The 25,196-nt window shown below is 59.9% G+C and carries 25 protein-coding genes and 1 pseudogene; 15 read left to right on the forward strand and 11 right to left on the reverse strand.

What is annotated here, in order from left to right; all coding sequences use genetic code 11:
• Complete coding sequence (locus ACA054_RS04455) at positions 1–795, reverse strand: IclR family transcriptional regulator (RefSeq protein ID WP_497688349.1); 795 nt, start codon at positions 793–795, stop codon at positions 1–3.
• A gap of 165 nt (positions 796–960) precedes the next feature.
• On the opposite strand from ACA054_RS04455, the gene hmgA reads away from it, so the two are divergent.
• From hmgA to maiA, 3 genes are read left to right on the forward strand one after another with little or no spacing between them, the layout of a single operon-like run.
• The gene (hmgA, locus tag ACA054_RS04460) at positions 961–2,265 is read left to right on the forward strand and encodes a homogentisate 1,2-dioxygenase (protein ID WP_497688350.1); all 1,305 of its coding nucleotides are present in this window, start codon (positions 961–963) and stop codon (positions 2,263–2,265) included.
• Positions 2,266–2,268: 3 nt separating this feature from the next.
• The gene (gene fahA, locus ACA054_RS04465) at positions 2,269–3,573 is read left to right on the forward strand and encodes a fumarylacetoacetase (RefSeq protein ID WP_497688351.1); all 1,305 of its coding nucleotides are present in this window, start codon (positions 2,269–2,271) and stop codon (positions 3,571–3,573) included.
• Between the two features lie 12 nt (positions 3,574–3,585).
• Entirely contained in the window at positions 3,586–4,221 is a 636-nt protein-coding gene (gene maiA, locus ACA054_RS04470; RefSeq protein ID WP_497688352.1) for a maleylacetoacetate isomerase, read from the forward strand.
• A gap of 152 nt (positions 4,222–4,373) precedes the next feature.
• Here the strand turns inward: maiA and ACA054_RS04475 are convergent, their stop codons facing one another.
• Positions 4,374–5,177, reverse strand: coding sequence for a SirB1 family protein (locus tag ACA054_RS04475; protein WP_497688353.1), 804 nt, complete (start codon positions 5,175–5,177; stop codon positions 4,374–4,376).
• Positions 5,178–5,360: 183 nt separating this feature from the next.
• Here ACA054_RS04475 and ACA054_RS04480 point away from each other — a divergent pair, with 183 nt between their 5' ends.
• A complete protein-coding gene (locus ACA054_RS04480; RefSeq protein ID WP_008054432.1) occupies positions 5,361–6,380 on the forward strand; it encodes a Glu/Leu/Phe/Val dehydrogenase family protein in 1,020 nt (339 codons plus the stop codon).
• Between the two features lie 202 nt (positions 6,381–6,582).
• Here ACA054_RS04480 and ACA054_RS04485 read toward each other — a convergent pair.
• A pseudogene (locus ACA054_RS04485) lies at positions 6,583–6,822 on the reverse strand (YebG family protein); the annotation flags it as partial.
• A 292-nt stretch (positions 6,823–7,114) separates the two neighbouring features.
• On the opposite strand from ACA054_RS04485, the gene ACA054_RS04490 reads away from it, so the two are divergent.
• Complete coding sequence (locus ACA054_RS04490) at positions 7,115–7,615, forward strand: phosphate-starvation-inducible protein PsiE (RefSeq protein WP_008054441.1); 501 nt, start codon at positions 7,115–7,117, stop codon at positions 7,613–7,615.
• On the opposite strand, the gene ACA054_RS04495 is transcribed toward ACA054_RS04490, so the two are convergent.
• A complete protein-coding gene (locus ACA054_RS04495; protein ID WP_497688354.1) occupies positions 7,612–7,929 on the reverse strand; it encodes a DUF3509 domain-containing protein in 318 nt (105 codons plus the stop codon). The genes ACA054_RS04490 and ACA054_RS04495 overlap by 4 nt on opposite strands.
• Before the next feature lie 314 nt (positions 7,930–8,243).
• Positions 8,244–9,620, reverse strand: a complete 1,377-nt coding sequence (locus ACA054_RS04500) for an L-serine ammonia-lyase (protein WP_497688355.1) — start codon at positions 9,618–9,620, stop codon at positions 8,244–8,246.
• A gap of 135 nt (positions 9,621–9,755) precedes the next feature.
• Between ACA054_RS04500 and ACA054_RS04505 the strand changes: the two genes are divergently transcribed.
• The 8 genes from ACA054_RS04505 to ACA054_RS04540 all read left to right on the forward strand — a co-directional run bounded on the left by ACA054_RS04505 (position 9,756) and on the right by ACA054_RS04540 (position 17,933).
• Positions 9,756–10,703, forward strand: a complete 948-nt coding sequence (locus ACA054_RS04505; RefSeq protein ID WP_497688356.1) for a LysR substrate-binding domain-containing protein — start codon at positions 9,756–9,758, stop codon at positions 10,701–10,703.
• Between the two features lie 214 nt (positions 10,704–10,917).
• Positions 10,918–11,328, forward strand: coding sequence for an HPF/RaiA family ribosome-associated protein (locus tag ACA054_RS04510; protein ID WP_497688357.1), 411 nt, complete (start codon positions 10,918–10,920; stop codon positions 11,326–11,328).
• A gap of 197 nt (positions 11,329–11,525) precedes the next feature.
• Positions 11,526–11,831: a DUF3649 domain-containing protein gene (locus tag ACA054_RS04515; RefSeq protein ID WP_497688358.1), complete on the forward strand. Its 306-nt coding sequence runs from the start codon at positions 11,526–11,528 to the stop codon at positions 11,829–11,831.
• A complete protein-coding gene (locus ACA054_RS04520; RefSeq protein WP_497688359.1) occupies positions 11,828–13,408 on the forward strand; it encodes a PepSY-associated TM helix domain-containing protein in 1,581 nt (526 codons plus the stop codon). The genes ACA054_RS04515 and ACA054_RS04520 overlap by 4 nt, the downstream gene beginning before the upstream one ends.
• The gene (locus ACA054_RS04525; RefSeq protein ID WP_497688360.1) at positions 13,409–13,735 is read left to right on the forward strand and encodes a DUF3325 domain-containing protein; all 327 of its coding nucleotides are present in this window, start codon (positions 13,409–13,411) and stop codon (positions 13,733–13,735) included.
• 4 nt (positions 13,736–13,739) lie between these two features.
• Entirely contained in the window at positions 13,740–14,306 is a 567-nt protein-coding gene (locus ACA054_RS04530; RefSeq protein ID WP_497688361.1) for an RNA polymerase sigma factor, read from the forward strand.
• A complete protein-coding gene (locus ACA054_RS04535; RefSeq protein ID WP_497688362.1) occupies positions 14,303–15,292 on the forward strand; it encodes a FecR family protein in 990 nt (329 codons plus the stop codon). Before ACA054_RS04530 ends, ACA054_RS04535 begins: the two co-directional genes overlap by 4 nt.
• 214 nt (positions 15,293–15,506) lie before the next feature.
• Positions 15,507–17,933, forward strand: a complete 2,427-nt coding sequence (locus tag ACA054_RS04540; protein ID WP_497688363.1) for a TonB-dependent siderophore receptor — start codon at positions 15,507–15,509, stop codon at positions 17,931–17,933.
• Positions 17,934–18,030: 97 nt separating this feature from the next.
• Here ACA054_RS04540 and ACA054_RS04545 read toward each other — a convergent pair whose 3' ends face one another.
• The gene (locus ACA054_RS04545; RefSeq protein ID WP_497688364.1) at positions 18,031–18,477 is read right to left on the reverse strand and encodes a hypothetical protein; all 447 of its coding nucleotides are present in this window, start codon (positions 18,475–18,477) and stop codon (positions 18,031–18,033) included.
• A gap of 148 nt (positions 18,478–18,625) precedes the next feature.
• Positions 18,626–19,501, reverse strand: coding sequence for a helix-turn-helix transcriptional regulator (locus ACA054_RS04550; protein WP_497688365.1), 876 nt, complete (start codon positions 19,499–19,501; stop codon positions 18,626–18,628).
• Positions 19,502–19,639: 138 nt separating this feature from the next.
• On the opposite strand from ACA054_RS04550, the gene ACA054_RS04555 reads away from it, so the two are divergent.
• The gene (locus ACA054_RS04555; RefSeq protein ID WP_497688366.1) at positions 19,640–20,542 is read left to right on the forward strand and encodes a DMT family transporter; all 903 of its coding nucleotides are present in this window, start codon (positions 19,640–19,642) and stop codon (positions 20,540–20,542) included.
• A 5-nt stretch (positions 20,543–20,547) separates the two neighbouring features.
• Here ACA054_RS04555 and ACA054_RS04560 read toward each other — a convergent pair whose 3' ends face one another.
• Both ACA054_RS04560 and ACA054_RS04565 read right to left on the reverse strand, forming a co-directional pair.
• Positions 20,548–21,057 carry a DUF2165 family protein gene (locus tag ACA054_RS04560; RefSeq protein WP_497688367.1) on the reverse strand — a complete coding sequence of 170 codons (510 nt, stop codon included), beginning with the start codon at positions 21,055–21,057 and terminating at the stop codon, positions 20,548–20,550.
• Between the two features lie 176 nt (positions 21,058–21,233).
• On the reverse strand, positions 21,234–22,208 hold the full coding sequence (locus ACA054_RS04565) for a 2-hydroxyacid dehydrogenase (RefSeq protein ID WP_497688368.1): 975 nt from the start codon (positions 22,206–22,208) through the stop codon (positions 21,234–21,236).
• A 199-nt stretch (positions 22,209–22,407) separates the two neighbouring features.
• On the opposite strand from ACA054_RS04565, the gene ACA054_RS04570 reads away from it, so the two are divergent.
• Positions 22,408–22,665 (forward strand): hypothetical protein, encoded by a 258-nt coding sequence (locus ACA054_RS04570; protein WP_497688369.1) that lies wholly within the window; start codon positions 22,408–22,410, stop codon positions 22,663–22,665.
• On the opposite strand, the gene ACA054_RS04575 is transcribed toward ACA054_RS04570, so the two are convergent.
• Together ACA054_RS04575 and norR are read right to left on the reverse strand one after the other, a co-directional pair.
• Positions 22,662–23,441 (reverse strand): YkgJ family cysteine cluster protein, encoded by a 780-nt coding sequence (locus tag ACA054_RS04575; protein ID WP_497688370.1) that lies wholly within the window; start codon positions 23,439–23,441, stop codon positions 22,662–22,664. The two genes, ACA054_RS04570 and ACA054_RS04575, sit on opposite strands and share 4 nt — an antisense overlap.
• Before the next feature lie 106 nt (positions 23,442–23,547).
• Positions 23,548–25,098, reverse strand: a complete 1,551-nt coding sequence (norR, locus tag ACA054_RS04580; protein WP_497688371.1) for a nitric oxide reductase transcriptional regulator NorR — start codon at positions 25,096–25,098, stop codon at positions 23,548–23,550.
• Between the last annotated feature and the right edge of the window lie 98 nt (positions 25,099–25,196).

Consider the following 25,196-nt stretch of genomic DNA (forward strand, 5'->3'; position numbering starts at 1 on the left):
CTAGCCGATGACGCTGGGCGCTTCATACCCCATACGCCAACTCACGGCCCGTGTCGCCGCCAGCAAACGCTGCGCCGCCGGGCCGTTTTCGTCGGCATGAAACAACGATGCCGGGCCGACAATGGTGATCACTGCCACCACGTGCCCGACGGCGTTGAACACCGGTGCCGACAATGCATCGACACCCGGCATCAGCAAACCATGCACATGATGCAAGCCGCGGCCGCGGATCTGCCCACATAGCGTTTCATAGACCTGATCATCGCTGAGGGGATGAGCGCTGCCGGATTGCAGTTCCTGCTCACGCAACTCCACGGTTTCACGCTTGGGCAGGTACGCGCCAAACACCAGGCCCGTGGAGGAGCTGAGCAACGGCAACACCGACCCCAACTGCGTCACCACCGTCACCGCGCGCACCGCCGGTTCGATATGCACCACGGTCGCGCCCTGATTGCCCCACACCGCCACAAAGCAGGTTTCGTTCAAGTCGTCGCGCAACTCGGCCAACGGCAGGGCGGCGACTTTCAGCACGTCCATACTGTTGAGTGCCGCCAGCCCGACGCGCAAGGCTTCGCGGCCCAGGCCATAATGGTTGGTCGCTGCATTCTGTTCGGCAAAGCCACTGGCAATCAGCGCCTGCAAATAGCGGTGAACCTTGCTCGCCGGCATCTGCACGTGCTCGGCCAGGCGCGAGAGTGAAGTCGAGGGCGACAACTCGGCCAGGGCCTTGAGGATGTCGGTACCCACCTCGGCCGAGCGGACTTTCTGTTTACCGTTGCTGTCAGGCTTTTCCATGGAGGCGTTGTGATCCCGGGACGAATGGGCGTCTTTATAGCTTGACGGTCAATACCAATCAAATTACGTTAAGCGTAATTGAATTACGATAAAAATAACCCCGGCGTGCCACGAACTCTCCAACAGAGCGACCGGCCACTGTCGACTCTCTGTTCAGGAGGCTCCATGAACTCCGATTCAACGACGCCAGCACTGGCCTATCAGTCAGGCTTCGGCAACGAATTCAGCAGTGAGGCATTGCCCGGCGCATTGCCCGTCGGCCAGAACTCCCCGCAAAAAGCCCCTTATGGCCTCTACACCGAACTGTTCTCCGGCACCGCGTTCACCATGGCCCGCAGCGAAGCGCGGCGGACGTGGATGTACCGGATTCAGCCTTCGGCCAATCACCCGGCATTCGTCAAACTTGACCGGCAATTGGACGGCGGCCCATTGGGCGAAGTGACACCCAATCGCCTGCGCTGGAACGCGCTGGATATTCCCGCCGAGCCAACCGATTTCATTGACGGCCTGGTGAGCATGGCTGCCAACTCCGGCGCGGATAAACCGGCGGGGATCAGCATCCACCAGTACCGCGCCAACCGCTCCATGGAGCGCGTATTCTTCAACGCCGACGGCGAAATGCTGCTGGTGCCGCAACAGGGCCGCTTGCGCATCGCCACGGAGCTTGGAGTGCTGGAAGTGACGCCGCTGGAAATTGCGGTATTGCCTCGCGGGTTGAAATTCCGCATCGAACTGCTCGACTCGCAAGCGCGCGGTTACATTGCCGAGAACCACGGTGCGCCATTGCGCCTGCCGGATCTGGGGCCGATTGGCAGCAACGGCCTGGCCAATCCGCGGGACTTCCTGACTCCGGTGGCTGCCTACGAAAATCTTCAACAACCCACGACCGTGGTGCAGAAATTCCTCGGCCAGTTGTGGGGTTGCGAGCTCAACCATTCGCCGTTGAACGTGGTCGCCTGGCACGGTAACAACGTGCCGTACAAATATGACCTGCGCCGTTTCAACACCATCGGTACGGTCAGCTTCGATCACCCGGACCCGTCGATCTTCACGGTGCTGACCTCGCCGACCAGCGTCCACGGCTTGGCCAACCTCGACTTCGTGATCTTTCCACCCCGCTGGATGGTGGCCGAGAAAACCTTCCGTCCACCGTGGTTCCACCGCAACCTGATGAACGAATTCATGGGCCTGATCCAGGGCGAGTACGATGCCAAGGCCGAAGGTTTTGTGCCCGGCGGCGCGTCGCTGCACAGCTGCATGAGCGCTCACGGGCCAGATGGCGAGACCTGCACCAAGGCGATCAACGCCGACCTTACGCCTGCGAAAATCGACAACACCATGGCCTTCATGTTCGAGACCAGCCAGGTGCTGCGCCCGAGCCGGTTCGCCCTTGATTGCCCGCAACTGCAAAACAACTACGATGCCTGCTGGGCGACTTTGCCCGCCACTTTCGACCCGACCCGGAGATAACCCATGACGCAAACTTCCATTACTCGCAGCTGGGTTGCTTCGGCCAACGATCATGCGGATTTCCCGCTGCAAAACCTGCCGCTGGGCGTGTTCAGCGTGAAGGGTTCGGCGCCACGCAGTGGCGTGGCCATCGGCGAACATATCTTCGATCTGGAAGCGGCACTCGATGCCGGCCTGTTCGATGGCGCTGCAAAAGTCGCAGTCGAAGCCACCCGCGGCGGTCAGTTGAATACATTCTTCGAACTGGGCCGCGAAGCTCGCGTGGCCTTGCGTGAACGTTTGATCGAATTGCTCAAGGATGGCAGCACCCTGCACGGCAAGATCGAAGCCCAGGGCGCAAAACTGCTGCCACTGGCTGTGGATTGCCAGATGCACCTGCCAGCGAAGATCAACGACTACACCGACTTCTACGTCGGCATCGAGCACGCACAGAACGTCGGCAAACTGTTCCGCCCGGACAACCCGTTGCTGCCTAACTACAAGTACGTGCCGATCGGCTATCACGGCCGCGCCTCGACCATTCGCCCGTCGGGCACCGACGTGCGCCGTCCGAAAGGCCAGACGCTGCCGGCCGGTCAGACCGAGCCGACGTTCGGCCCGTGTGCACGCCTGGACTACGAACTGGAACTGGGCATCTGGATCGGCCAGGGCAACGATATGGGCGACTCCATCGCCATTGGTGACGCAGCTGACCACATCGCCGGTTTCTGCTTGCTCAATGACTGGTCGGCGCGTGACATCCAGGCTTGGGAATACCAGCCTTTGGGGCCATTCCTGTCGAAGAGTTTCATCACCAGCATTTCACCGTGGGTCGTGACCGCCGAAGCGCTGGAACCGTTCCGCCGCGCCCAGCCGGCACGTCCGCAAGGCGATCCGCAGCCGCTGCCGTATCTGTTTGAGAAACGCGATCAAGCCGCTGGCGCGTTCGACATCGAGCTGGAAGTGCTGCTGCTCACCGAAACCATGCGCGAGCAGAACCTGCCGGCCCATCGCCTGACCCTGAGCAACTCGAAACACATGTATTGGACCGTGGCGCAAATGGTTGCGCATCACAGTGTCAACGGCTGTCAGTTGCAGGCCGGTGACCTGTTCGGATCGGGCACCTTGTCGGGGCCGGAAAACGGTCAGTTCGGCAGCCTGCTGGAGATCACCGAGGGCGGTAAAAAGCCGATCGAACTGGCCTCGGGCGAAGTGCGCAAATTCCTCGAGGACGGCGATGAAATCATCCTGCGTGGCCGTTGCAGTCGCGAAGGGTTTGCGTCCATCGGCTTCGGTGAATGCCGCGGCAAAGTGTTGGCGGCGCGTTAAGGGGATCGGTTCATGGAACTTTATACCTACTACCGCTCGACATCGTCCTATCGGGTGCGCATCGCGTTGGCGCTCAAGGGCCTGGATTACCAGGCGCTGCCAATCAATCTGATCGCGCCACCGGGTGGCGAGCATCGCCAGCCATCGTACCTGGGCATCAATCCGCAAGGCCGCGTGCCCGCGTTGCGCACCGATGAAGGCGACCTGCTGATTCAGTCACCGGCGATCATCGAGTACCTGGAGGAACGTTATCCACAGGTGCCGCTGCTGTCCAAAGATCTCTTTGCCCGCGCCCATGAACGCGGCTTGGCAGCGCTGATCGGCTGCGATGTGCATCCGCTGCACAATGTCAGCGTACTCAATCGGCTGCGCCAGTTGGGCCACGATGAACCGCAGGTTGTTGAGTGGATCGCGCACTGGATCAACCAGGGGCTGGCGACCGTGGAGCAGTTGATTGGCGATGAAGGTTACTGCTTTGGTTCGCAGCCTGGGTTGGCGGAGGTGTATTTGATTCCGCAGCTGTACGCCGCCGAGCGTTTCAACATTTCCCTTGAGGCTTATCCGCGAATCCGCCGGGTAGCGGCGCTGGTGGCCAGCCACCCGGCGTTCATCAAGGCGCATCCGGCTAATCAGCCTGACACTCCTTAAAGCGTCGCAAATACCTGTAGGAGCCAGCGGTGCGGCGATCCGACTTGCCGGCGAACCAGACGCTTCGGTGTACCTGCTGCACCGCGTTATCGTTCTTCGCGGGCAAGCCTCGCTCCTACAAAGCGAAGAACGATTACGCGATGCTGTATGGTTCAATGAACGATGGAATTAGGCGGCAAATGCCCCAGTCGCTCGGTCAGGCGAATCCGCTGGATCGGATCGTCGCTGAGCAGCAGTGCATGTTCCAGGTCGAAGCGCTCGGCATTCGGGCAGTCCAGCCGTTGATAGAGGCTGGCCCGGGCCAGATAGTCGGAGGCACTGGCGCTGCCCAGTTCCAGCACGCGTTCGGCATCGATCAACGCGCCTATGTAATCGTCGTGGGAAAGATGCAGCTGGCGCAAATTGCGTGACAGGCGTTGGAGCATTTGCGCGGGGTCGGCGGTGACCAGGTGTTCAGCGTTGAGCTGCATGTTCGGGCCGTACTGGCGGTGCAGCAGTTCCCGGCAATCGTTGGGATACAGGCGCCGGCCACCGCAGGGGTCAAGCAGATGATCGGCGCCTGGCACCCGCAGCAGGAAATGCCCCGGGAAGTTGACACCGACCAGAGGAATCTCCAGGCCCCTGGCCAGTTCCAAAGCTATCAGCCCCAAAGCCAGCGGTTGCCCGCGACGACGTTCCAGGACTTTATCGAGCAATGCCACTTGCGGTCGCAAGGGGGCGAAGTCGTCCTGAGCGAACCCCAACTCGACCATGCGCCTGAGCAACGGTTGCGCCAACTCGCTCACCGGCAGCATCGGCAAGCCGCCACTGACCCGCAGTTGCAGTTCCTTGAAGTGCGCCAATACGGCCTCGGTGTTCACCTGGTTGTCATGTTCGACGGCAATCCATAGCGCCGCCTCGAACAGCGCAGGCGGTGATCGTTGCAGGCAGGCAAAAAACGATTGGCGCGGCGTCATCAAAATCTCCGGGCTATGCCTCGTTTTAGACCGGTCTTTGCCATTCGTCCAGTACCGCACAGGGGCCAATTCCGGTTATTTCCTAAATCATGCATCGCGCCATTGTTTATTCCGGTGCGCTTCTGCAATTTTTGGGCGCAAGCCTATACTGGCGACTACAAGAAGTGATTCGGGAGCCCTACGATGTTCGCTCTCATGCAAAGCACTCGCCTTGAATCGCTACATCTGAGCGTAGACCCGGCCACCGGGTTGAAGGCGGTCATTGCCATTCATAACAGCCGTCTGGGGCCTGCTCTGGGCGGTTGCCGTTACCTTGCCTATCCCAGCGACGAATCCGCGGTCGAGGATGCGGTGCGCCTTGCCCAAGGCATGAGTTACAAGGCGGCACTGGCCGGCCTGGCCCAGGGCGGCGGCGTGGCGGTGATCATTCGCCCCGTTCACGTGGCCAATCGCGCTGCGCTGTTTGAAGCCTTCGGGCGCTGTATCAATCAGCTCGACGGGCGCTACATCACCGCCATCGACAGCGGAACCTCGGTGGCGGACATGGATTGCATCGCCCAACAGACCCAACACGTCACCAGCACCACGTCGGCGGGCGACCCTGCGCCGCACGCGGCGATGGGCGTGTTTACCGGTATACGCGCCACGGCGATGGCACGGTTGGGCAGCGATAACCTCGAAGGCCTGCGCGTCGCCATCCAGGGCCTGGGCAACGTCGGTTTTGCCCTGGCAGAACAGCTGCACGCCGCCGGGGCCGAGTTGCTGGTCAGCGACATCGACCATGGCAAGGTACAACTGGCGATGGAGCAACTCGGCGCGCACCCGATTGCCAACGACGCATTGCTCAGCACGCCTTGCGACATTCTTGCGCCGTGCGGTCTGGGCGGGGTGTTGAACAGCCACAGCGTGACGCAACTACGCTGCTCGGCGGTGGCCGGCTCGGCGAACAACCAACTGACCCATCTGGACGTCGCTGATCAGCTGGAACGGCGGGGCATCCTGTATGCGCCCGATTACGTGATCAATGCCGGCGGATTGATCTATGTCTCGCTCAAGCATCGTGGCGAAGAGCTGGGGACTATTACCGCGCACCTGTCGAAAATCAGCTCGCGACTCACCGAAGTCTTCGCCCACGCCCAGGCGGAAAAACGCTCCCCGGCCCGAGTGGCGGACGAGCTGGCGGAGAAAGTGTTGTATCGATAGCAAGATCAAAAGATCGCAGCCTGCGGCAGCTCCTACAAAGGCTGCGATCTTTTGATTTTTACGACGTTGACTTCGCTGTTTTCGCAGCCTTGGCAGGCTTGGCCGGGGCAACCGGTTCTGCGCTTTTCTCTTCAACAGCCGCAGGCGCTTCAACAGCAGCAGGTGCTTTAACCGGCTCTGCGACTTCTGCTGGCGCTGTGAGCAGTTCGGACAAAGCGTCCGGCTGGCTCTTGAACGCCTTGGCGAACACATCGCGGTTCTTCGCCATGTAAATCCCGACTTCGTCCACTTGCTGTTCGGTCAGGGACGGAACGGCTTTTTGCAACACTTCAGCCAGCAACTCGGCCAGCTCGAGCATTTTGTCATGACGGTCAGCTTCGGCTTTATCCATGAACAAGCGCTCCAGATCTCGGCTGCTGCGGTATACCACTTCGACGGCCATTCACCACCTCACATGCCTTCACATTTGTTAGTCTGATTCGACTACTGTATCTATATACAGCAAAGGATAAGCGAATCCTTGGGGTTTGGGTAGTGGCTTTTTAATGTAGGCCGGTTTCGGGATTTGTCAGGCCTCGGGTATTGGTAGCTTGGTAAAGGTAGCTGCGACCAAACGCCACGGAGCAGAATCTACGGCGGCTCGCCATCATGGTCGTGGCCTTGTTTCTGCATGCAGAACAAACGTCACGTCCAACCTGCATTATCCGGTCGAGCCGACCTAAGGAAGCATCATCTTGAAAATCAACTGGGCCGAAAAGCTGCGGCAGAACGTGCATGAACTGGCCGAGTCACTGGGCAACCTCTTCGTCGAAACCTTCCACTACCTGGCGCTGTTTGCCATTGGTGCGGTGACCGCGTGGGCAGCGGTGATGGAGTTTCTCGGGATGCTCGAGCAGGGTCATATCAAGATCGATGACATCCTGCTGCTGTTCATCTACCTGGAGCTGGGTGCGATGGTCGGGATTTACTTCAAGACCAACCACATGCCGGTGCGTTTCCTGATCTACGTGGCGATCACGGCGCTCACGCGGCTGCTGATTTCCAACGTGTCCCATCACAATCCACCGGACCTGGGGATCATCTACCTGTGCGGCGGGATTCTGCTACTGGCGTTTGCGATCCTGGTGGTGCGCTACGCCTCCTCGCAATTTCCCTCGGTAAAGATCGAGCACCCGCACCGTAAGACAGGTGCGGGTTCGGGTGAACATCCGGAAGTGGAGAAGGGCGAGCTTTAAAGCCCGATGACCGGGCGCGGCCGGTCTTTCACAGGGGGTGGCGGCAGGCTGCGCGTGCCGCCACCGGTCATGGCTTCGAGGATGGCCACCGCGCTGTGGCCCTGTTCGATGGCAATGCCGAATTGGATGCTTTGCACCAGGCGTTTGAGGCGTTGCGGATCGTTGCGTTGCTCGGCACTGATCATGCGTTTTGCTACTACGCGGCCACTGTTGGACAGGGTCAGCATGATGCTGCCGTCCAGGCCCTGAATGCTCAGGTTGATCTGATAGTCCGCTGCAAAAGCATCGGTAATGAGCTGAAAAGGGTTGTCCATGATGCGTCACCGCTTGATTGAACGTGCAGTTGTTGACCGGCCGTGATCGGGTTGGTTCGCAACGCCAGACCACCGGCCATTTCTCGTCAATATCGCCATCATTGTTTCAAGAGGGGTGTAGCAAGGGACATGCCGGAAAGATTGTCAGACAAGAAACGCGAACTGTAGGAGCGAGCATGCTCGCGATGCAGGTCAACGATGACGCGGGATATCTGGCGCCACGCGGCGCTCTCAGGTTTTTCGCGAGCAGGCCCGCTCCTACAGGGGGCCTGCCCGTTTCAGGGCAATTTTTCGCCTGCGTGCCACCAAACCGGTCAGCATTCCACCCAGCTCACCGCCAGACCACCCCGCGATGTCTCTTTGTACTTGTCGTGCATGTCGGCACCGGTATCGCGCATGGTCCGGATCACCCGATCGAGGGAAATGAAGTGTTTGCCGTCGCCACGCAGGGCCATTTGCGTGGCGTTGATCGCCTTTACGGCAGCAATCGCGTTGCGCTCGATGCACGGCACTTGCACCAGCCCGCCGACCGGGTCGCAGGTCAGGCCGAGGTTGTGTTCAAGGCCGATCTCAGCGGCGTTTTCCAATTGCTCCGGCGTGGCACCGAGCACCTCTGCCAGACCGGCGGCGGCCATGGCGCAGGCAGAGCCGACTTCCCCCTGACAGCCGACTTCGGCGCCGGAGATCGAGGCGTTTTTCTTGCACAGGATGCCGACGGCGGCCGCGCCCAAAAAGAACGCCACGACGTCATCATCCGACGCGTCGGGGTTGAACTTCATGTAGTAGTGCAGCACCGCCGGAATGATTCCTGCAGCGCCGTTGGTCGGCGCCGTCACCATGCGACCGCCGGCGGCGTTTTCTTCGTTCACGGCGAGGGCGAACAGGTTCACCCATTCCATGGCCGACAGGGTCGAAGTGATGACGTTCGGCTTGCCGATTTCCAACAGACTGCGGTGCAATTTCGCCGCACGTCGCGGCACATTCAGGCCGCCAGGGAGGATGCCTTCGTGCTCAAGTCCCTGCTCGACGCACTCGCGCATCACCGACCAGATATGCAGCAAACCTTGGCGTATTTCTTCGTCACTGCGCCAGGCCCGTTCGTTGGCCATCATCAACTCGCTAACCCGCAGACCGTGCTGGTTGCAGAGCTTGAGCAGTTCGGCGGCGCTGGAAAAATCGTATGGCAAATCCACGTCGCGGGTGGGTGAAATCCCGGACTCGGCTTCTGCCGCCTCGATGATGAAACCACCACCGACCGAGTAGTAGGTCTGTTCGAACAGCTCGCCGGTTTCGCCGAAGGCTGTCAGGGACATGGAATTGGGATGGTAGGGCAAACTCTCGTCGAGCAGCAGGAGATCGCGCGACCAGTTGAAGGCAATGCTCACTTGGCCTGCCAGCAACAACTCGCCGGTTTCACGCAAGGTATGGATCCGGCTGTCGATGGTGGAGGGATCGATACGGTCCGGCCATTCGCCCATCAACCCCATGACGCAGGCACGGTCGGTGGCGTGACCGACACCAGTCGCCGACAGGGAGCCGTAGAGGCGGATTTCCACTCGCCGTACGTCAGTCACTGAACCCTGGTCCACCAGCGCCTGGGCGAAGGTCGCGGCAGCACGCATGGGGCCGACGGTATGGGAGCTGGACGGGCCGATGCCGACTTTGAAGAGATCGAAAACACTGATAGCCATGCTAAAGCCTATTCCTGCAATGGAAGATGAATCGCTGCCATTTTTGTAGGACAAGCGCACTTTCAGCGATACTGCCTCTCTAGGTCCTACGTGACCAACGAAACTTCCTAAGACAGCCTTTAGCAGGACTAAACGATGAGCCGTCAATTGCACGCCCAGACTTACGTGTGGCTGCAGGTGTTTTCCTGTGCCGCACGGCACTTGTCGTTCACCCGTTGCGCCGAAGAACTGCACATCACGCCGGGGGCGGTTAGCCAACAGATTCGGCAACTGGAGGAGCGCCTGGGTTTTCGCCTGTTTCACCGGCGTGCACGGGGCGTGGAACTGAGCGCCGAAGGCCAGCGACTGGCCATTACGGTCAACGAGGCTTACGGCAGCATCGATGCGGAATTGCGCCGCTTGGACGCGGGCATGATCAGCGGCACCCTACGGGTGCGTTCGATCCCTTCCTTCCTGAGCAAATGGCTCACGCCGCGACTGCCGCGTCTGCAGCAACGGTTTCCGGACATTCAGTTGCGCCTGGTGGCCGAAGACAGCAGCGTGCCGTTGCACGAAGGCGATTTCGACCTGGCCATCGATCTGAATGACGGCAGCTACCCCGGTCTGTTATCCACAGCCTTGCTCGATGAGCAGATTTTCCCGGTGTGTGCCCCGGGCCTGTTGCGCGGTCGTCCGCCGTTGCATGGCCCGGCGGACCTGCTGCATTTTCCGTTGCTGCATGACATCACTGCCTGGCGCGGCAGCTACGAATACGCGGAATGGGAGTTCTATCTCGATGCCATCGGCTTTGAAGGTGCTGACGTGCGGCGTGGGCATACCTTCAATCGCAATCACCTGACCATCGAAGCGGCCATCGCCGGGATGGGCGTGGCAATCGCACGGCGTACGCTGCTCAATGACGAGCTGGAGCGGGGCGCATTGATCGTACCGTTCGGTTTGGCGGTGCCCAATCACAAGCGCTACATGGTGCTCTACGCGCCGGGGGCGCTGAGCCATCCGGGGGTGCGTGCGGTGCATGACTGGCTAGTGGAGGAAGCGGGGATTTTTCGCAGCTTGCACCCGCTGGGGGAGCGGCAGATGTGAGCAATTATTACGTAAGAGCGGGGCGACCCAACTCCCGACCTTAACAGCGCTTTTGCCGGTTGTCCGGCTTTTTCTGCGATTAGATATTTATCTTTTTTTAGGGGTTGAATTGTTCATCGTACAGACCGATTGTGTAAGTAAGAGGTCACGGTGATGACGCCCAAGGGCTTAGCTGACCGGCCTCTCGCGAGCTAGCTGAAATAAGGGATGAACTATGCAAATCCAAGTCAATAGCGATAACCATATTCAAGGCAGTAAACGACTGGAGGAGTGGGTACGAACCACCATTGAGAGCACGCTCGAACGTTATGAGGAGGACCTGACCCGAGTCGAGGTTCACCTGCGGGACGAGAACGGCGACAAGCCCGGTCCCCATGATTTGCGCTGCCAACTTGAAGCGCGGCCAAAAGGCCACCAACCGATTTCTGTCACCCATAAAGCCGCCAGCCTGGAACTGGCGATCGACGGAGCTGCAGAGAAACTCGAACACGCCCTTGAACACCTGTTCGGCAAACTGCGCGGCAAACCACGCGCTGCCGTGGTGCCCTTCGAGCGCAGGCCTCACGCCGACAAGCTGCTGGAAGAAGAGTTTCTTGAAAACGAACAGGCTGCGCAAAACGCCTGACGCCTGATTCACTTTTACCTTCCCACAGAAAACGGGCCTGCATTGCAGGCCCGTTTTGTTTTTCGTGCTCGCCCTGATTGTTTTCGTCGAACCTGATCTCATCCGACAGTTTTGCGTATGAGAATATTAATCATTAGTATTGCGCCTTGCTGGCCCCGTGACGTTCATGCGGCCTCACCTGGTTTCAAGGTCGCGACATGAAAGCCAAAAGCACCATGCTCCCCGTTTCCTATCGACTGGCAGTCACTTCGCGGGTGCTGGCGGCCGTGTTCGGCGGCTACCTCGTGACGGCGTTGGCCAGTGTTTGCCTGACGCTTTGGATGCCCATGGCCCGTACCGAAGCGGTAGTGACCGGGATGATGAGCTCATTTATGGTCTATCTGCTGGCGGTGATCTGGTGCTTTGCCTGCCGCACGGCGTGGCGGGCGTGGTTCGGATTGATCGTGCCTTCTCTGCTTCTGGCGGCGGCAGCGGGCCTGGCGTACTGGATGGAGCGGTCATGAAAGAGGGCTTTCGCCAGGCGATGGCCTGGCTGCACACCTGGGCCGGCTTGACCTTCGGCTGGCTGCTGTTTGCGATATTCCTGACCGGCACGCTCGCGTACTTCAAGGACGAGACCAATCACTGGATGCAGCCGGAAATCCCTGCCCGTTCAGTGTCCACCGAAGCCAGTCTGGCGCTGGCCCAGGCCTATCTTCAACAGCACGCCCCGGGCGCCGCGCGGTGGATCATCGATTTACCGGGTGCCCGCGATCCCCGCCTGTCGGTGCGCTGGCAGCAGACGCCGGCCAAGTCCGGTGAGCGCGGCCAGCTCACGGAAAGACTCCTCGACCCGCAGACCGGCAATGAAGTGCAGGGCCGCGACACCCGAGGCGGCGAGTTCTTCTATCGCTTCCACTTTCAACTGCAAATGCCTTATCCGTGGGGCCGCTGGTTGTCGACCCTCGCGGCCATGGTGATGTTTGTCGCGCTGATCAGCGGCATCATCACCCACAAGAAAATCTTCAAGGACTTCTTCACCTTCCGTCCGCGCAAGGGCCAGCGTTCCTGGCTCGACGGGCATAACGCGGTGGGCGTGCTGGTGTTGCCGTTCCACCTGATGATCACCTACAGCAGCCTGGTGATTTTCATGGCGATGGTGATGCCGGCCAGCATCCTTGCTGCGTACAAGGGCGATGCCCAGGCGTTTTACAGCGAAGTGTTTCCGGCTGCCAATACGCCACCATCCGCTGGCCAACCTGCTCCTTTGGTGGCGTTGGCGCCATTGCTGGAGCAGGCTCGCGAGCAGTGGGCAGGCGGTCGGGCCGCACGCTTGACGGTGAGCAATCCTGGCGATGCGAATGCGTCGGTGGTTCTGGCCCGGGAAAGCGCGGACCGGGTGGTCTACGACTATGGCAGCGCCGTGACCTTCAATGGCGTGACCGGCCAACTGCTCGACTCGACACCGCCACGAACGCTGCCCATGGCGATTGCGGGCGGTTTCTATGGCTTGCACATGGGGCATTTCGCCGGCCCGGTGTTGCGCTGGCTGTATTTCATCTGCGGACTGGCGGGCACGGCGATGATCGGCACGGGGCTGGTGATCTGGCTCGGCAAGCGCCAGCTCAAGCATGCCAAAAGCGGTGTGATGCCATTCGAATTGCGCCTGGTGGAAGTCCTTAATATTGCCAGCATGTCGGGGTTGCTGGCCGCCGTCGCCGTGTTCTTCTGGGCCAACCGATTGCTGCCGGTCGAGATGGCCGGGCGGGCGGATTGGGAGGTCAACAGCTTCTTTGTGGTTTGGGGTTTGAGCCTGCTGCATGCCTTGGTTCGCCCAGGTCGCGTTGCGTGGGTGGAACAGTTGACGCTGGCCGCGTCGCTGTTTGGCGCGGTGCCGTTGCTCAACGCCTTGACCACGCCCCATCACCTTGGCGTCACGCTCGCCGAGGGTGATTGGGCCATGGCCGGTTTCGATCTGGCGTGCCTGGCCAGCGGTCTGTTGCTCGGTTGGGCAGCCTGGAAAATGCAGCGCGCAGGGCGGACGCAAGTCCGTGGGCAGCCACGCGCCCGATCGACCCGACTTGAGCAAGAGGCGAACTGAATGCTGCTGGTCTCGCTGCTCTGCTACGCCGGTTTCACGGCACTGTGTTTATCAATGGATCGGCATCATGCCGACTTGCTCGCGCGCAAACCATCGCGCCGCTTACGCCTGGGATTGAAGCTGGCTGGCGCGATGTTGTTGGCCTTGTCACTCTGGGCTGCGGTGTCGGTCACAGGCTGGGGGCTGGGCCTGGTGGAGTGGTTCGCGGTGCTGATGCTCAGTGCCTTGCTGCTGGTGATGTTGCTGCCGTATCGCCCGCGCCTGGCGTTGGCGCTGGCCGGGGCGAGCCTGTTGGCCAGCCCGATTGCCGCTATGGCGCAGTACTGAATCGATGACTCCCCCCGAACCTCCCAAGATCGAGCACGCCGAACCACGGGGCGACCGTGCGCATTTTCTCCAGGTATTTCTCTCCCAGCGTTCGCAAATGGAAGCATTGGTGAGCCGTCGCGTGGGTTGCCGGGCAACGGCGGCGGACCTGGTGCAAGACTTGTTCGTGCGGTTCTGGCGACGCCCCCTGGTGCAAGTTGAAGAACTCAGCACCTATCTGTTGCGCTGCGCCGGCAACATCGCCATCGACCACTTGCGCAGTGAAGGCACGCGGGCACGGGCCAACGAAGGTTTGATGGTGGAACCGGCGGACAGCGTGGGCGGCGAGCCGCAGGCGGCGCTGGAGGCAGGCAACGATCTGCGTCACGTTGAAGCGGCGTTGCGTGCGTTACCCGAGCGCACGCGGCAGATCTTTTTGCTCAACCGCATCCATGGCCGCAAGTATGCCGAGATCGCCAAAGCCATGGGCCTGTCCCAAAGTGCCGTGGAAAAACATATGATGCGCGCGCTCGAGGCCTGCAAGGCCAGCCTGCGCGAATCCGAGCCGCGCACGCCAGGGAAAGCACAGTGAATAGCATCGAACGCGTCCTCCCAACGCCCGCTCAGGAACAGCAAGCGCTGGCCTGGTTGAGTCTGTTGCATGACCAGCCGAGTAGTGGCGATCAAGCCACCTTCAGTCAGTGGTTGCAGGCCAACCCTGCCCACGCCGAGGCTTACGCCCGTGCGCAAGTGCTGTGGGAATTGAGCGAAGTGCCGGCGCGCAAGCTCGCCGATGAGGACGCGCTGGCCTTGCAGGGTTACCTCAACGCCATGAATCGCTCACGCCGCAGCAACGTTCGGCGCTGGTCGGGTGCGCTGGCCATGGCGGCTTGCCTGCTGCTGATGATCAGCCTCGGCAGCGGTTGGCAGCCCTTGCGTTGGATCGACGACCTGGGCGCCGATTATGTCTCGGCACCGGGGGAAATCCGCACCGTCACCCTGGCCGATCAATCGCAAGTCACCCTTGATGCCGACAGCGCGATTGCCGTGGATTTCAGTGCTGGTGAGCGGCATGTGCAGGTGCGTCGCGGCGCCGGATTTTTCAGCGTGACCCATAACGGCGAGCCCTTTGTAGTCGACGCCGAGAAGGGTCAGGCGCGGGTGCTCGGCACTCAGTTCGAAGTGCGCCTGCAACCCCATGGGGCGCAGGTGACGGTGTTGTCTGGTCGGGTTGGCGTGACCGCGGACAGGAACGCGGATCAGCAGATCCTCACGGCCGGCCAGCAAGTGGCTTACGGCGAAGGCTCAGCGGAAAAACTCCACGCGGTGGACAGCGAAGCTCAGTTGGCGTGGCGCCAGGGGTGGCTCAATTACTACAAGGCGACGCTGGCCGATGTGGTTGAGGATCTGCGGCGGTATTATCCTGGGAGAATCGTATTGCTCAATGATGAACTGGCAAACCGGCAAATCAGTGGCAGCTTTCCAAGCAAGGACCCGCAGGCGGTGTTGAGTTCATTGCAGGGGGTGTTTGGGTTTGAGCAGCATCAGGTTTTGGGGCATTTGATTATTTTGCGCTGAGGCGACCGGCCCCTTCGCGAGCAGGCTCGCTCCCACATTTGGAATGCATTCTCCTGTGGGAGCGAGCCTGCTCGCGAAGGCGTCAGATCACACACCTCATCTCCCAAGGAAAAATATTTCAACTTTCTGCTGAGGTAAAACCGAATGCCATCCGTGTAGTGACTGAAACTGCGAGTCATTCGCATCCGTTGCGGTTCTACACAGGTCATGAGTCATGAAGTCCAGGGCAATATCGGGTTCGGTCACACAATGGTTGGGTGTGTCTGCGTTGAGTTTCGCGGCGTTAGCGCTGCTGCCGCTGAATGGGGCGATGGCCGAGCAGGCCAGCACCCGGCAAAGTACGTTGTTCAGCTTTTCGATGCTCGCCAAACCACTGCCCCAGGCCTTGAGCGACTTCAGTCACGTCACCGGTATCAGCGTGGTCTACACCGATGAAGCGCCGTACGGCCTCACTGCCCCGGCGCTCAACGGACAGTTGAGTGCCGAACAGGCCCTGCAGCGTTTGCTCAGCGGTTCTGGCTTGACCTCGCGCCGCATCGATGGTCACACCATGGTCCTGGAACCGCTACCGACCGAAGGCGCGTTTAACCTGGGCGCCACCACCATCACCTCGGTGATGGATCAGTCCACAAGCTACCAGCCGCCGCCCACCAGTTCGGTGATGCGCTCCTCGACGCCGCTTCAGGAAATTCCCCAGACGGTCAACGTCGTCCCGGCCCAGGTCATTCGCGACCAGGCCCCGCGCAACCTGGATGACGCGCTGGCGAACGTCAGCGGCATCACCCAGGGCAACACGCTGGGCAGTACCCAGGATTCGGTGATGACCCGCGGTTTCGGCGATAACCGCAACGGCTCGATCATGCGCGACGGCATGCCGCTGGTGCAGGGGCGGGGTATGAACGCTACGGTGGACCGGGTCGAAGTGCTCAAGGGCCCGGCCTCGTTGCTCTATGGCATCCAGGATCCCGGCGGCGTGGTCAACATGGTCAGCAAGCAGCCGGAGCTTCATCCATACAACGCCCTGACCCTGCGTGGCTCGACCTATGGCGACGGCAAGAACGGCAGTGGCGGCACCTTTGACAGCACTGGCGCCCTGGGTGATTCCGGGTTGGCCTACCGCATGGTGCTGGACCACGAAGACGAAGATTACTGGCGCAATTACGGTGTGCACCGCGAGACCCTGGTGGCGCCGTCGCTGGCCTGGTTCGGTGAAAGCACCCAGCTGTCGTTCGCCTATGAACACCGGGAGTTCCTGACCCCGTTCGACCGTGGCACGGTGATCGATCCGCGTGACAATCATCCGCTGGACATCTCCCGTGAGCGCCGGCTCGACGAACCGTTCAACAACATGGAAGGGCGCTCCGACCTGTATCACTTCCAGGCCGATCACCAACTCAACGACAACTGGAAAGCCCATTTCGGTTACAGCTGGAATCGCGAAACCTATGACGCCAGCCAGGTGCGTGTGACCGCCATCGACACCAGCAAAGGCACGCTGACACGCAGCATGGACGGCACGCAGAATGCAATCAGCACTGACCGTTTCACCACCGCCAGCCTCGAAGGCAAGGTCGATGTCGCCGGCATGCAACATGACCTGGTGCTCGGGATCGATGACGAATACCGCAAGATCTATCGCGCCGACCTGATCCGTCAGAAAAGCCTGAGCACCTTCAGCTACCTCGACCCGATATACGGCCGCGAAGTCGCAGGCACCACGGTCAGCCCGGCCGACAGTGCGCAGACCGATATTCTGCGCAGCGATTCGGTGTTTTTGCAGGACTCCATCCACCTCACCGACCAATGGATTCTGGTGGCGGGCGGACGTTTCCAGGAGTACGACCAGTACGCCGGCAAAGGCGTGCCGTTCAAGGCCAACACCGACAGCAACGGGCAGAAATGGGTACCGCGCGCCGGTCTGGTCTACCGTTATACCGATGAGCTGTCGTTCTATGGCAGCTACACCGAATCGTTCAAACCCAACTCGACCATTGCGCCATTGAGCGGCAGCAGCACCGTGCTCGATGGCAGCATTGCGCCGGAAGAAGCCAAGTCGTGGGAAGTGGGGGCCAGGCTGCAAATGCCGGGCCGCATAACGGGCAACATTGCGCTGTTCGACATCAAGAAACGCAACGTCCTTGTAGCTAACGCTGAAGGCCCGGTGACCCTCTACAGTGCGGCGGGCGAAGTACGTTCCCGTGGTTTGGAAGTGGACTTGAGCGGCCAGCTCAGCGACCGCTGGAGCATGATCGGCAGCTACGCCTACACCGATGCCGAAGTGACCGAAGACCCCATCTATGAAGGCAAAAAACTGCAAAACGTCGCGAAGAATAGCGGCTCGCTGTCGGCGGTCTACGATTTCGGCACGATTGTCGGTGGTGACCAGCTACGGGTCGGTGCGGGTGCTCGTTACGTCGGTGAGCGGGCGGGTAACGCGGTGAACGATTTCGACCTGCCTAGCTACACCGTGGCCGATGCGTTCGCCACCTACGACACCCAACTCGACGGGCAGCGGGTCAAGTTTCAGTTCAACGTGAAGAACCTGTTTGACCGCACGTATTACACTTCGGCGGCGAGCCGGTTCTTTGTGTCAATGGGGGATTCGCGGCAGGTGACGTTGTCGAGCACCTTGGAGTTTTGACGATGGTTGTGCAGTGGGGATTAGCGATTTTTTGTTCCTGAATCACATCGTCCTTGTCGTGCTGCTGGCAAGGACGGTGGGGTGGGCGGGGTGAGCGTTATTTACTATTAAGTTTGATTTGCCCCGTTGACCAATCCAGCAGCCCGTCGACTCCGAGTTTCAGGTTAAGTTTAAAGTCAATTTCTTTAATGCTTCCGTCATCATTTAGCTTGATGTGGATCCGGCCAGCTTTGTCGTGGACGAGAGCATAAACATCGTGAGAGCCATTGTGTTGTTTTGCCAGAAATTGCATTTGGTAAATAACGCGGAGAGAGTCCTCGCTCTCATCAAACTTCTTGTGAAGTTTAAGTGTCAAACCGTAGGACTTATCGTCGTTGAAGGCGAAAATTTCAAACAGTGATGAATCCTGCCTAGTGGAGACGTTCGCAAAAGAGAAGTCTTTACCGTAGCTTGTAAGGTTGATCGTTGCGGAACCTTCGGTTTTAGTTTTATCTGGTTCGCTGTTTTGGGTGGCTGCTTCAGTATTAAAGGTTGTTGTGGGCATAGTATAAATCTCCTTGGTGATGGAGGAGTATTACTTGTCCTGGTGTGGAATGGCTACTGTCAGAAATACTAGGTTTTAGTTATGTATGATTGTATTTCGAAATAAACAATATCGATTTTTGTATTGAAATAATCGGAGGTTTCCCCTTTTATCGTAAAAACGCCAGCCGATATTCTCCCGGCGTTCCACCTAGCGCCAGCCGGAAACGATTGGTGAAATGACTCGCACTTGCAAAACCGCACGCTAATGCAATCTCCCCCAACGGCTGCGAGGTGGTACGCAGCAAATCCCGCGCCCGGCTCAAGCGCCGCGCCAGCACATATTGATGCGGCGGCAAGCCGAAACTCTCACGAAACATCCGCGCAAAGTGGTATTCAGATAATGCACACAGCGCAGCCAACTGCCCCAAACTGATGGCTTCGGCCAACTGACTGTCGATGAACTCCACCAGATGCCGCCGCTGATGCGCAGCCAGGCCACCCTTGAGGCGCAAGCCGGGACGCACGCTGACCTGGCTGAGCAGGGCGTGGGCGAGCATTTCATGGGCCAGGCTGCTGGTGAGCAGACGTTCTCCCGGTTCGTCCCAATTGAGGGTGATCAATCGCCGAAAACGCGCCGCCTGTTGCGGGTCATCAAGAAACGTTTGCTCACGCAACTGTAGTTGCCGTGGTTCGCGGTCGAGCAGGGTGACGCAGCCAAGGGCAAATTGTTCGGGGCTGAAATACAGGTGAGCCAAGCGGATGTCACCGTTGATCACCCAGCCTGACTGATGGTCGGCCGGCAGAATGCACAGCTTGTCCGGACCGCCCTTGGTGCCGGGCTGGTCACGCCGGAAGGTCCCGGTGCCGCCAGCGATGTAGCAGGACAGCGTGTGGTGGCTCGGCGCTTCATAGTCCTGGGCATCGTGGTGGTTGTTCCACAAGGCCGCTGCCAATCCGTCACCGAGCTCGGCGCTGTGCTCGAGGCGAGCATTGGGCGAGCGGTTGAGGGCTTGAAAGACTTGCAGGGATTCCAGTGCGGGCATGATCGTTTCTCTCCAACGCCTTGCATCCTACTCCGTAGACATCCGCCTGCCAGACGGTCGCCGGACAAAAGCGCAAGATTATGCAAGTGCGGCGCAACGGGGCGCAGGACACTGGGCGCCTACCGAGGAGCCTTTGCCATGAACCTTTCGTTGTACCTGCTGACCGTGCTGATCTGGGGCACCACCTGGATTGCCCTGAAATGGCAACTGGGCGTGGTGGCGATTCCCGTGTCCATTGTCTATCGCTTTGGTTTGGCGGCGCTGGTGCTGTTCGTGATCTTGCTGCTCAGCCGCCGCCTGCAAGTGATGAACCGCCGTGGGCACCTGATTTGCCTGGCGCAGGGGTTGTGTCTGTTCTGCGTCAACTTCATGTGTTTCCTGACCGCCAGCCAATGGGTCCCCAGCGGCTTGGTCGCCGTGGTGTTTTCCACGGCCACGCTGTGGAATGCGCTTAATGCACGGGTGTTCTTCGCTCAGAAAATCGCCCGCAATGTGCTGATGGGCGGGGCGCTGGGCTTGCTCGGCCTGGGCCTGCTGTTCTGGCCCGAGCTGGTGGGTCACACCGCCAGCCCGCAAACCTTGCTCGGCCTTGGCTTGGCCCTGTGTGGCACCTTGTGTTTCTCGGCGGGGAACATGCTGTCGAGCCTGCAACAAAAGGCCGGGCTCAAGCCGCTGACGACCAATGCCTGGGGCATGGCCTACGGCGCGGCGATGTTGTCGGTGTGGTGCCTGGTCAAGGGCATTCCATTCGACATGGAATGGAACGCCCGCTACATCGGCTCGCTGTTGTACCTGGTGATTCCCGGTTCTGTCATCGGTTTCACTGCCTACCTGACCTTGGTCGGGCGCATGGGCCCCGAGCGCGCAGCCTATTGCACCGTACTGTTTCCGGTGGTGGCGCTGAATGTCTCGGCGTTTGCCGAAGGCTACCAATGGACTTCCCCGGCGCTCGTGGGCCTGGTGATGGTCATGCTGGGCAACGTACTGGTGTTTCGCAAGCCCATGGCGAGCGCCAACCCCGTGGCGGGGAAGCTGGCCTAAGATGTTCAGCTGTCTTTTACTGCGGTGAGATAGATCAGGCCGAGAAACATGTATTCAATGTTGTTTTCTGCCCAATCATAGGTGTTGCGATGAGTAGAGTAATCCAGGTCAAACCATTCATTGAGTATGATGACGTATAAGGCCTGATAAACAAAAATAGCTGTCACGAGGCCCGCTACCGCGAATTTTTTTGCTTCGTGAAACTCGTTGCGTGGTGCATCGACTTTTCGGCAGAGCTGCCAGGTCCCTACCAGACAACTAAAAGTATAAATGATCTCGAGCGAAATGATTGCCCAGTAAAAGCGATGATGAAACATGTTGGAGGTGATTGCCCTGTAGCGTCGGGAGTCGTTACCCTCGGTGTCGCTCATGCTGATGATGCGCCCAATGTAATCGGCGTATGCCGCATAATCGGTGACATTGTTAGCGATCGTCATCAGTCCGAATAATGCCGCTGTCAAAACAATAATTATTTTGCTCCGCCTAATCACAGAGGCGGTGGTGAGTTTATTCATGGGGATATTCTCCGAGTGCACGTTTGGTGCTTTGTTTTAATCGCTCGAAGTTTATAGCTGTTCAGAAAAGTGCAGCCGGAGACTGCATTGCAAGTTATGTCGTGTGTTTTATTTAAATGGCAAGCTGTTTGATGTTATGGAAAGTGGCACGTCCAGCCAGGCGTGCCATGGTTCATTCAGTCTTTCCATACCTGCGGGTTAACCAGGTCTTGTGGGCGCTCACCCAGCAAGGCACTGCGCAGGTTCGCGAGGGCACGGTTGGCCATGGCGTCGCGGGTTTCATGGGTGGCCGAACCGATATGCGGCAAGGTCACGGCGTTTTTCAGTTGAAACAGCGGCGACTCGGCCAGCGGCTCCTTTTCATACACATCCAGCCCGGCGCCGCGGATGCGGTTATTTTGCAGCGCCTCGATCAGCGCCGGTTCGTCTACCACCGGACCACGAGCAATGTTCACCAGGATGGCGCTCGGCTTCATCAGGGCCAGTTCGCGATGGCTGATAAGGTGTCTGGTTTTCTCGCTGAGCGGGACCACCAGGCAGACGAAGTCGGCTTCAGCCAGCAGCTCGTCCAGGCTGCGCATCTGCGCACCGAGCTCCTGTTCCAGCGCGGTCTTGCGGCTGTTGCCGCTGTAGATGATCGGCATGTTGAAGCCCAGGCGACCACGGCGCGCGATGGCTGCGCCGATATTGCCCATGCCGACGATGCCCAGGGTTTTGCCGTGGACATCGCAGCCGAACAGCGGTGCGCCGACGGTGGCTTGCCATTGACCCGCCTTGGTCCAGGCGTCGAGCTCGGCGACGCGGCGTGCACTGCTCATCAACAAGGCGAAGGCCAGGTCGGCGGTGCTTTCGGTGAGTACGTCCGGCGTGTTGGTGAGCATGATCCCGCGCTCGTTGAAATAGGCCACGTCATAGTTGTCATAGCCCACCGAGACGCTGGACACGACTTCCAGGCTGGCGGCGTTTTCCAGTTGTGCGCGACCAAGCTTGCGGCCGACCCCGATCAAGCCGTGGGCATGGGGCAGGGCTTCGTTGAACTGGGCGTTGATGTCGCCATTTTTCGGGTTCGGCACGATGACGTCGAAGTCTTGTTGCAGGCGTTCAACCATTGCTGGCGTGACGCGGCTGAAGGCGAGGACAGTCTTTTTCATGGGCACAGGGCTCGTCGGGCGGAGGAGAAAGGTTGGAAAGCTACAAGCAACAAGCAACAAGCCGCAAGTCAAAAGCCGTGCGCAGCGCTTTTAACTTGAAGCGTGCAGCTTGAAGCTTATGGCTGCCATTCCGTTATACTGAAGTCTTTCGCGGCTCGCTGACCGGGCCCGACACAGTGTGCATCACCCGGAGCTTTTCATGACTTCCCCGAAACAACCGCCGGTAGCCGACGCCTTGAGCGACGAACAGGCAGAGCTGCAAGACAGCGTCGACTCCAGCGCTGACAGCGAAACCAAAACAGCGATCCCGGCGTTCAAGTTCCCATTCAAGCCGGGTGAGCTGCAGGCCACCAAGGACGCCAGCCAGCCGTGGTACAAGAACGGCGCCAAGAATGGCCACACCAAGACGCCGGGGATGGCGCCTCCGGGGACGCGCCGTTCGATGGGCAAGCGTTAGGATTCAGGTTTTTCCAGCGCTTGGGCCTGAGTTTTTGCCAGCGAAATAAACGCATAGTCAGCCGGTGCATCGGTCACCACCTGCGCACCTGCTGCCAATACTTGTCCGGCGACATCGTCCCCCGACACATGAAACTGCCATTCGCTTTCCCATGCCGGTAACGTCTGCCCGACCAGTTCGTCGATGATCGTGGCGAACTCGGTCATGTCCGGCAGGTAAGCGGTAAACCCGTCACCCTTGAGTGCAGTGGTTCGAATCCCCAATAACGCGCATACCGCATCCTTGATGTGGATGTCATCGCGATCGGCCTGACGAGAGCGCTGGATCAGTTGCGCCAGTTCCGGGTCTACCAGTTGGCCACCCACAATCAGTTGCGGTCCCTGTTCCCACGATTGCGGCGGGCATTCCTTGATGGCGATGTTCAGGGCAATGTGCGGATTGATCTCCATCGGGTAGATGCGGCACACCAGCGGCCGGCGTTCGTAGATGCGGCACAGGTTGTCTTGATCAAGATTTCTGCAGGCTCCGGGGTTGTAGGCGGCAAAAGTGATGGCGACGTAAGCCTCGCAGGCGCCGCTGCGTACCATCGCCGAGCGACGTTCGGCGTGCTCGCGTTGCTGCACCGACAGGCCCAGGCCATTGCTCAGGAAGGCTTCCACCAGCACGATCACCTGGCCACCGTCGGCTGCCCACATCCGGGCTTCGGGCAGGGTCAGGGGCACGTGGTGGTCATTGCAGCATTTGCCACAGCCTACACAGGAAAACGTTGTATTCATTGAGCGGCCAGTCGCATCCGAGGGCAGGAAGTGGCGACAGAATGCCGCCGCAAAGGTTGCACTCGAAGCAAGTTATGCGCCACTCACAGCGATCACCGCCCGGTGCTTATTTCATCCCCAGTCGCTTGGCCATCCGCCCGAGATTGGCCCGGTCCAGGCCCAGCTCACGGGCAGCGCTCGCCCAGTTGTGGTGGTGGCGTTCCAGGCAAGCGCCGATCAATTGGCGCTGATAACGCTCGGTGGCTTCGCGCAAATCTCCGGTCACCGTTTCCACGGCCGCTTCGGCGGGTTGCTCGGCGCTGACTTCGACACTGCCATGAGGCAGATCGAGGTCGGCTGCACTCAAACTAAGAATCTTCGGCCGTTCCTTGCAATTACCCAACGCCTTCAACGCACTGCGGCCGATCAGGTGTTCCAGTTCACGCACGTTGCCGGGCCAACCGTAGGCCAGCAACGCAGCCTGGGCATCGGTGCTCAGGCGCAGGCTGTTGAGGCCCATGCGCGAGCGGTTCTGTTCGAGGAAGTAACCGCTGAGCAGCAACACATCTCGCCCACGGTCCCGCAGCGCCGGTACCTGCAAGGGGTAGACACTGAGCCGGTGATAAAAGTCGGCGCGGTAACGGCCACTGCGCACTTCCTCGGCCAGGTCACGATTGGTCGCTGCGATCAGTCGCACATCGACCTGATGCTCCTTGTCCGAACCCAGTCGCTGCAGCTGACCGCTTTGCAGCACGCGCAGCAATTTGGCCTGCACCGTCAGCGACAGTTCGCCCACCTCATCAAGAAACAGCGTGCCGCCATTGGCCAGTTCGAACTTGCCGCGTCGGTCATTCATTGCGCCAGTGAAGGCCCCGCGGACATGCCCGAACAGCTCGCTCTCCACCAGCGTGTCCGGCAAGGCGGCGCAGTTGAGGCTGATGATGGGTTTGTCGGCACGAGGTGAGGCGGCATGGATGGCCTGGGCCACCAGCTCCTTGCCCACCCCGGTTTCCCCGGTGATCAGCACCGTCAGATCGCTGCCGCCCACCAGGTTGATTTCTTCCACCAAGCGTTTGTGCGCCTTGCTTTGGCCGATCATTTCGCGGTTTTGCTGGCCGCTGGCCTGGCGGTACACCTCGGCGCGCTGGTGTTCGTCTTCGACCCTGTTGTTCAACCGCTCAATGCGTTCGGCCGCGTTGACGGTAGCCGCCGCGAGGCTGGCAAAGGCCTCCAGGGCATCCAGCTCGATTGGTTCGAACTGTTCCGGATTGAGGGCATCGAGTGTCAGCAGGCCCCACGGCCGCTCATCGATAAACAGCGGGCAACCCATGCAATCGTGTACTTCCAGATGATCGTCAAGACCATCGACCAGGCCGTCGTACGGGTCGGGCATATCGCTGTCAGCGGCAAACCGCGTGGGGCCGGTGCTGCCGAGCAGTGCCTGGAAGCGCGGGTGTTCGCTGACCTTGAAGCGTCGGCCGAGGGTGTCGGTGCTCAACCCGTCGACAGCCAGCGGCACCAGCCATTCGCCATCAAGGCGCAGCAGGGCGGCGGCATCGCAGGGGAGCAGGGCGCGCATGGCTTCAAGCAAGCGCCGATAGCGTTCGCCCTCGGGGAGTTCTCGGGACAGGTCCGCAACCAGTGGCAACAGCGCGGTGAGCAGGGATTTTGCAGTCATAGTGACTCCGTGTAGTCGATAAGACTATAACCTGCTGTGGGTCGTAATGACTATCGTGTTATTAACTTATTGATTTATAACGATTTAATAGTTGGCAT

It is taken from the genome of Pseudomonas sp. LBUM1653 (genome assembly GCF_059716115.1).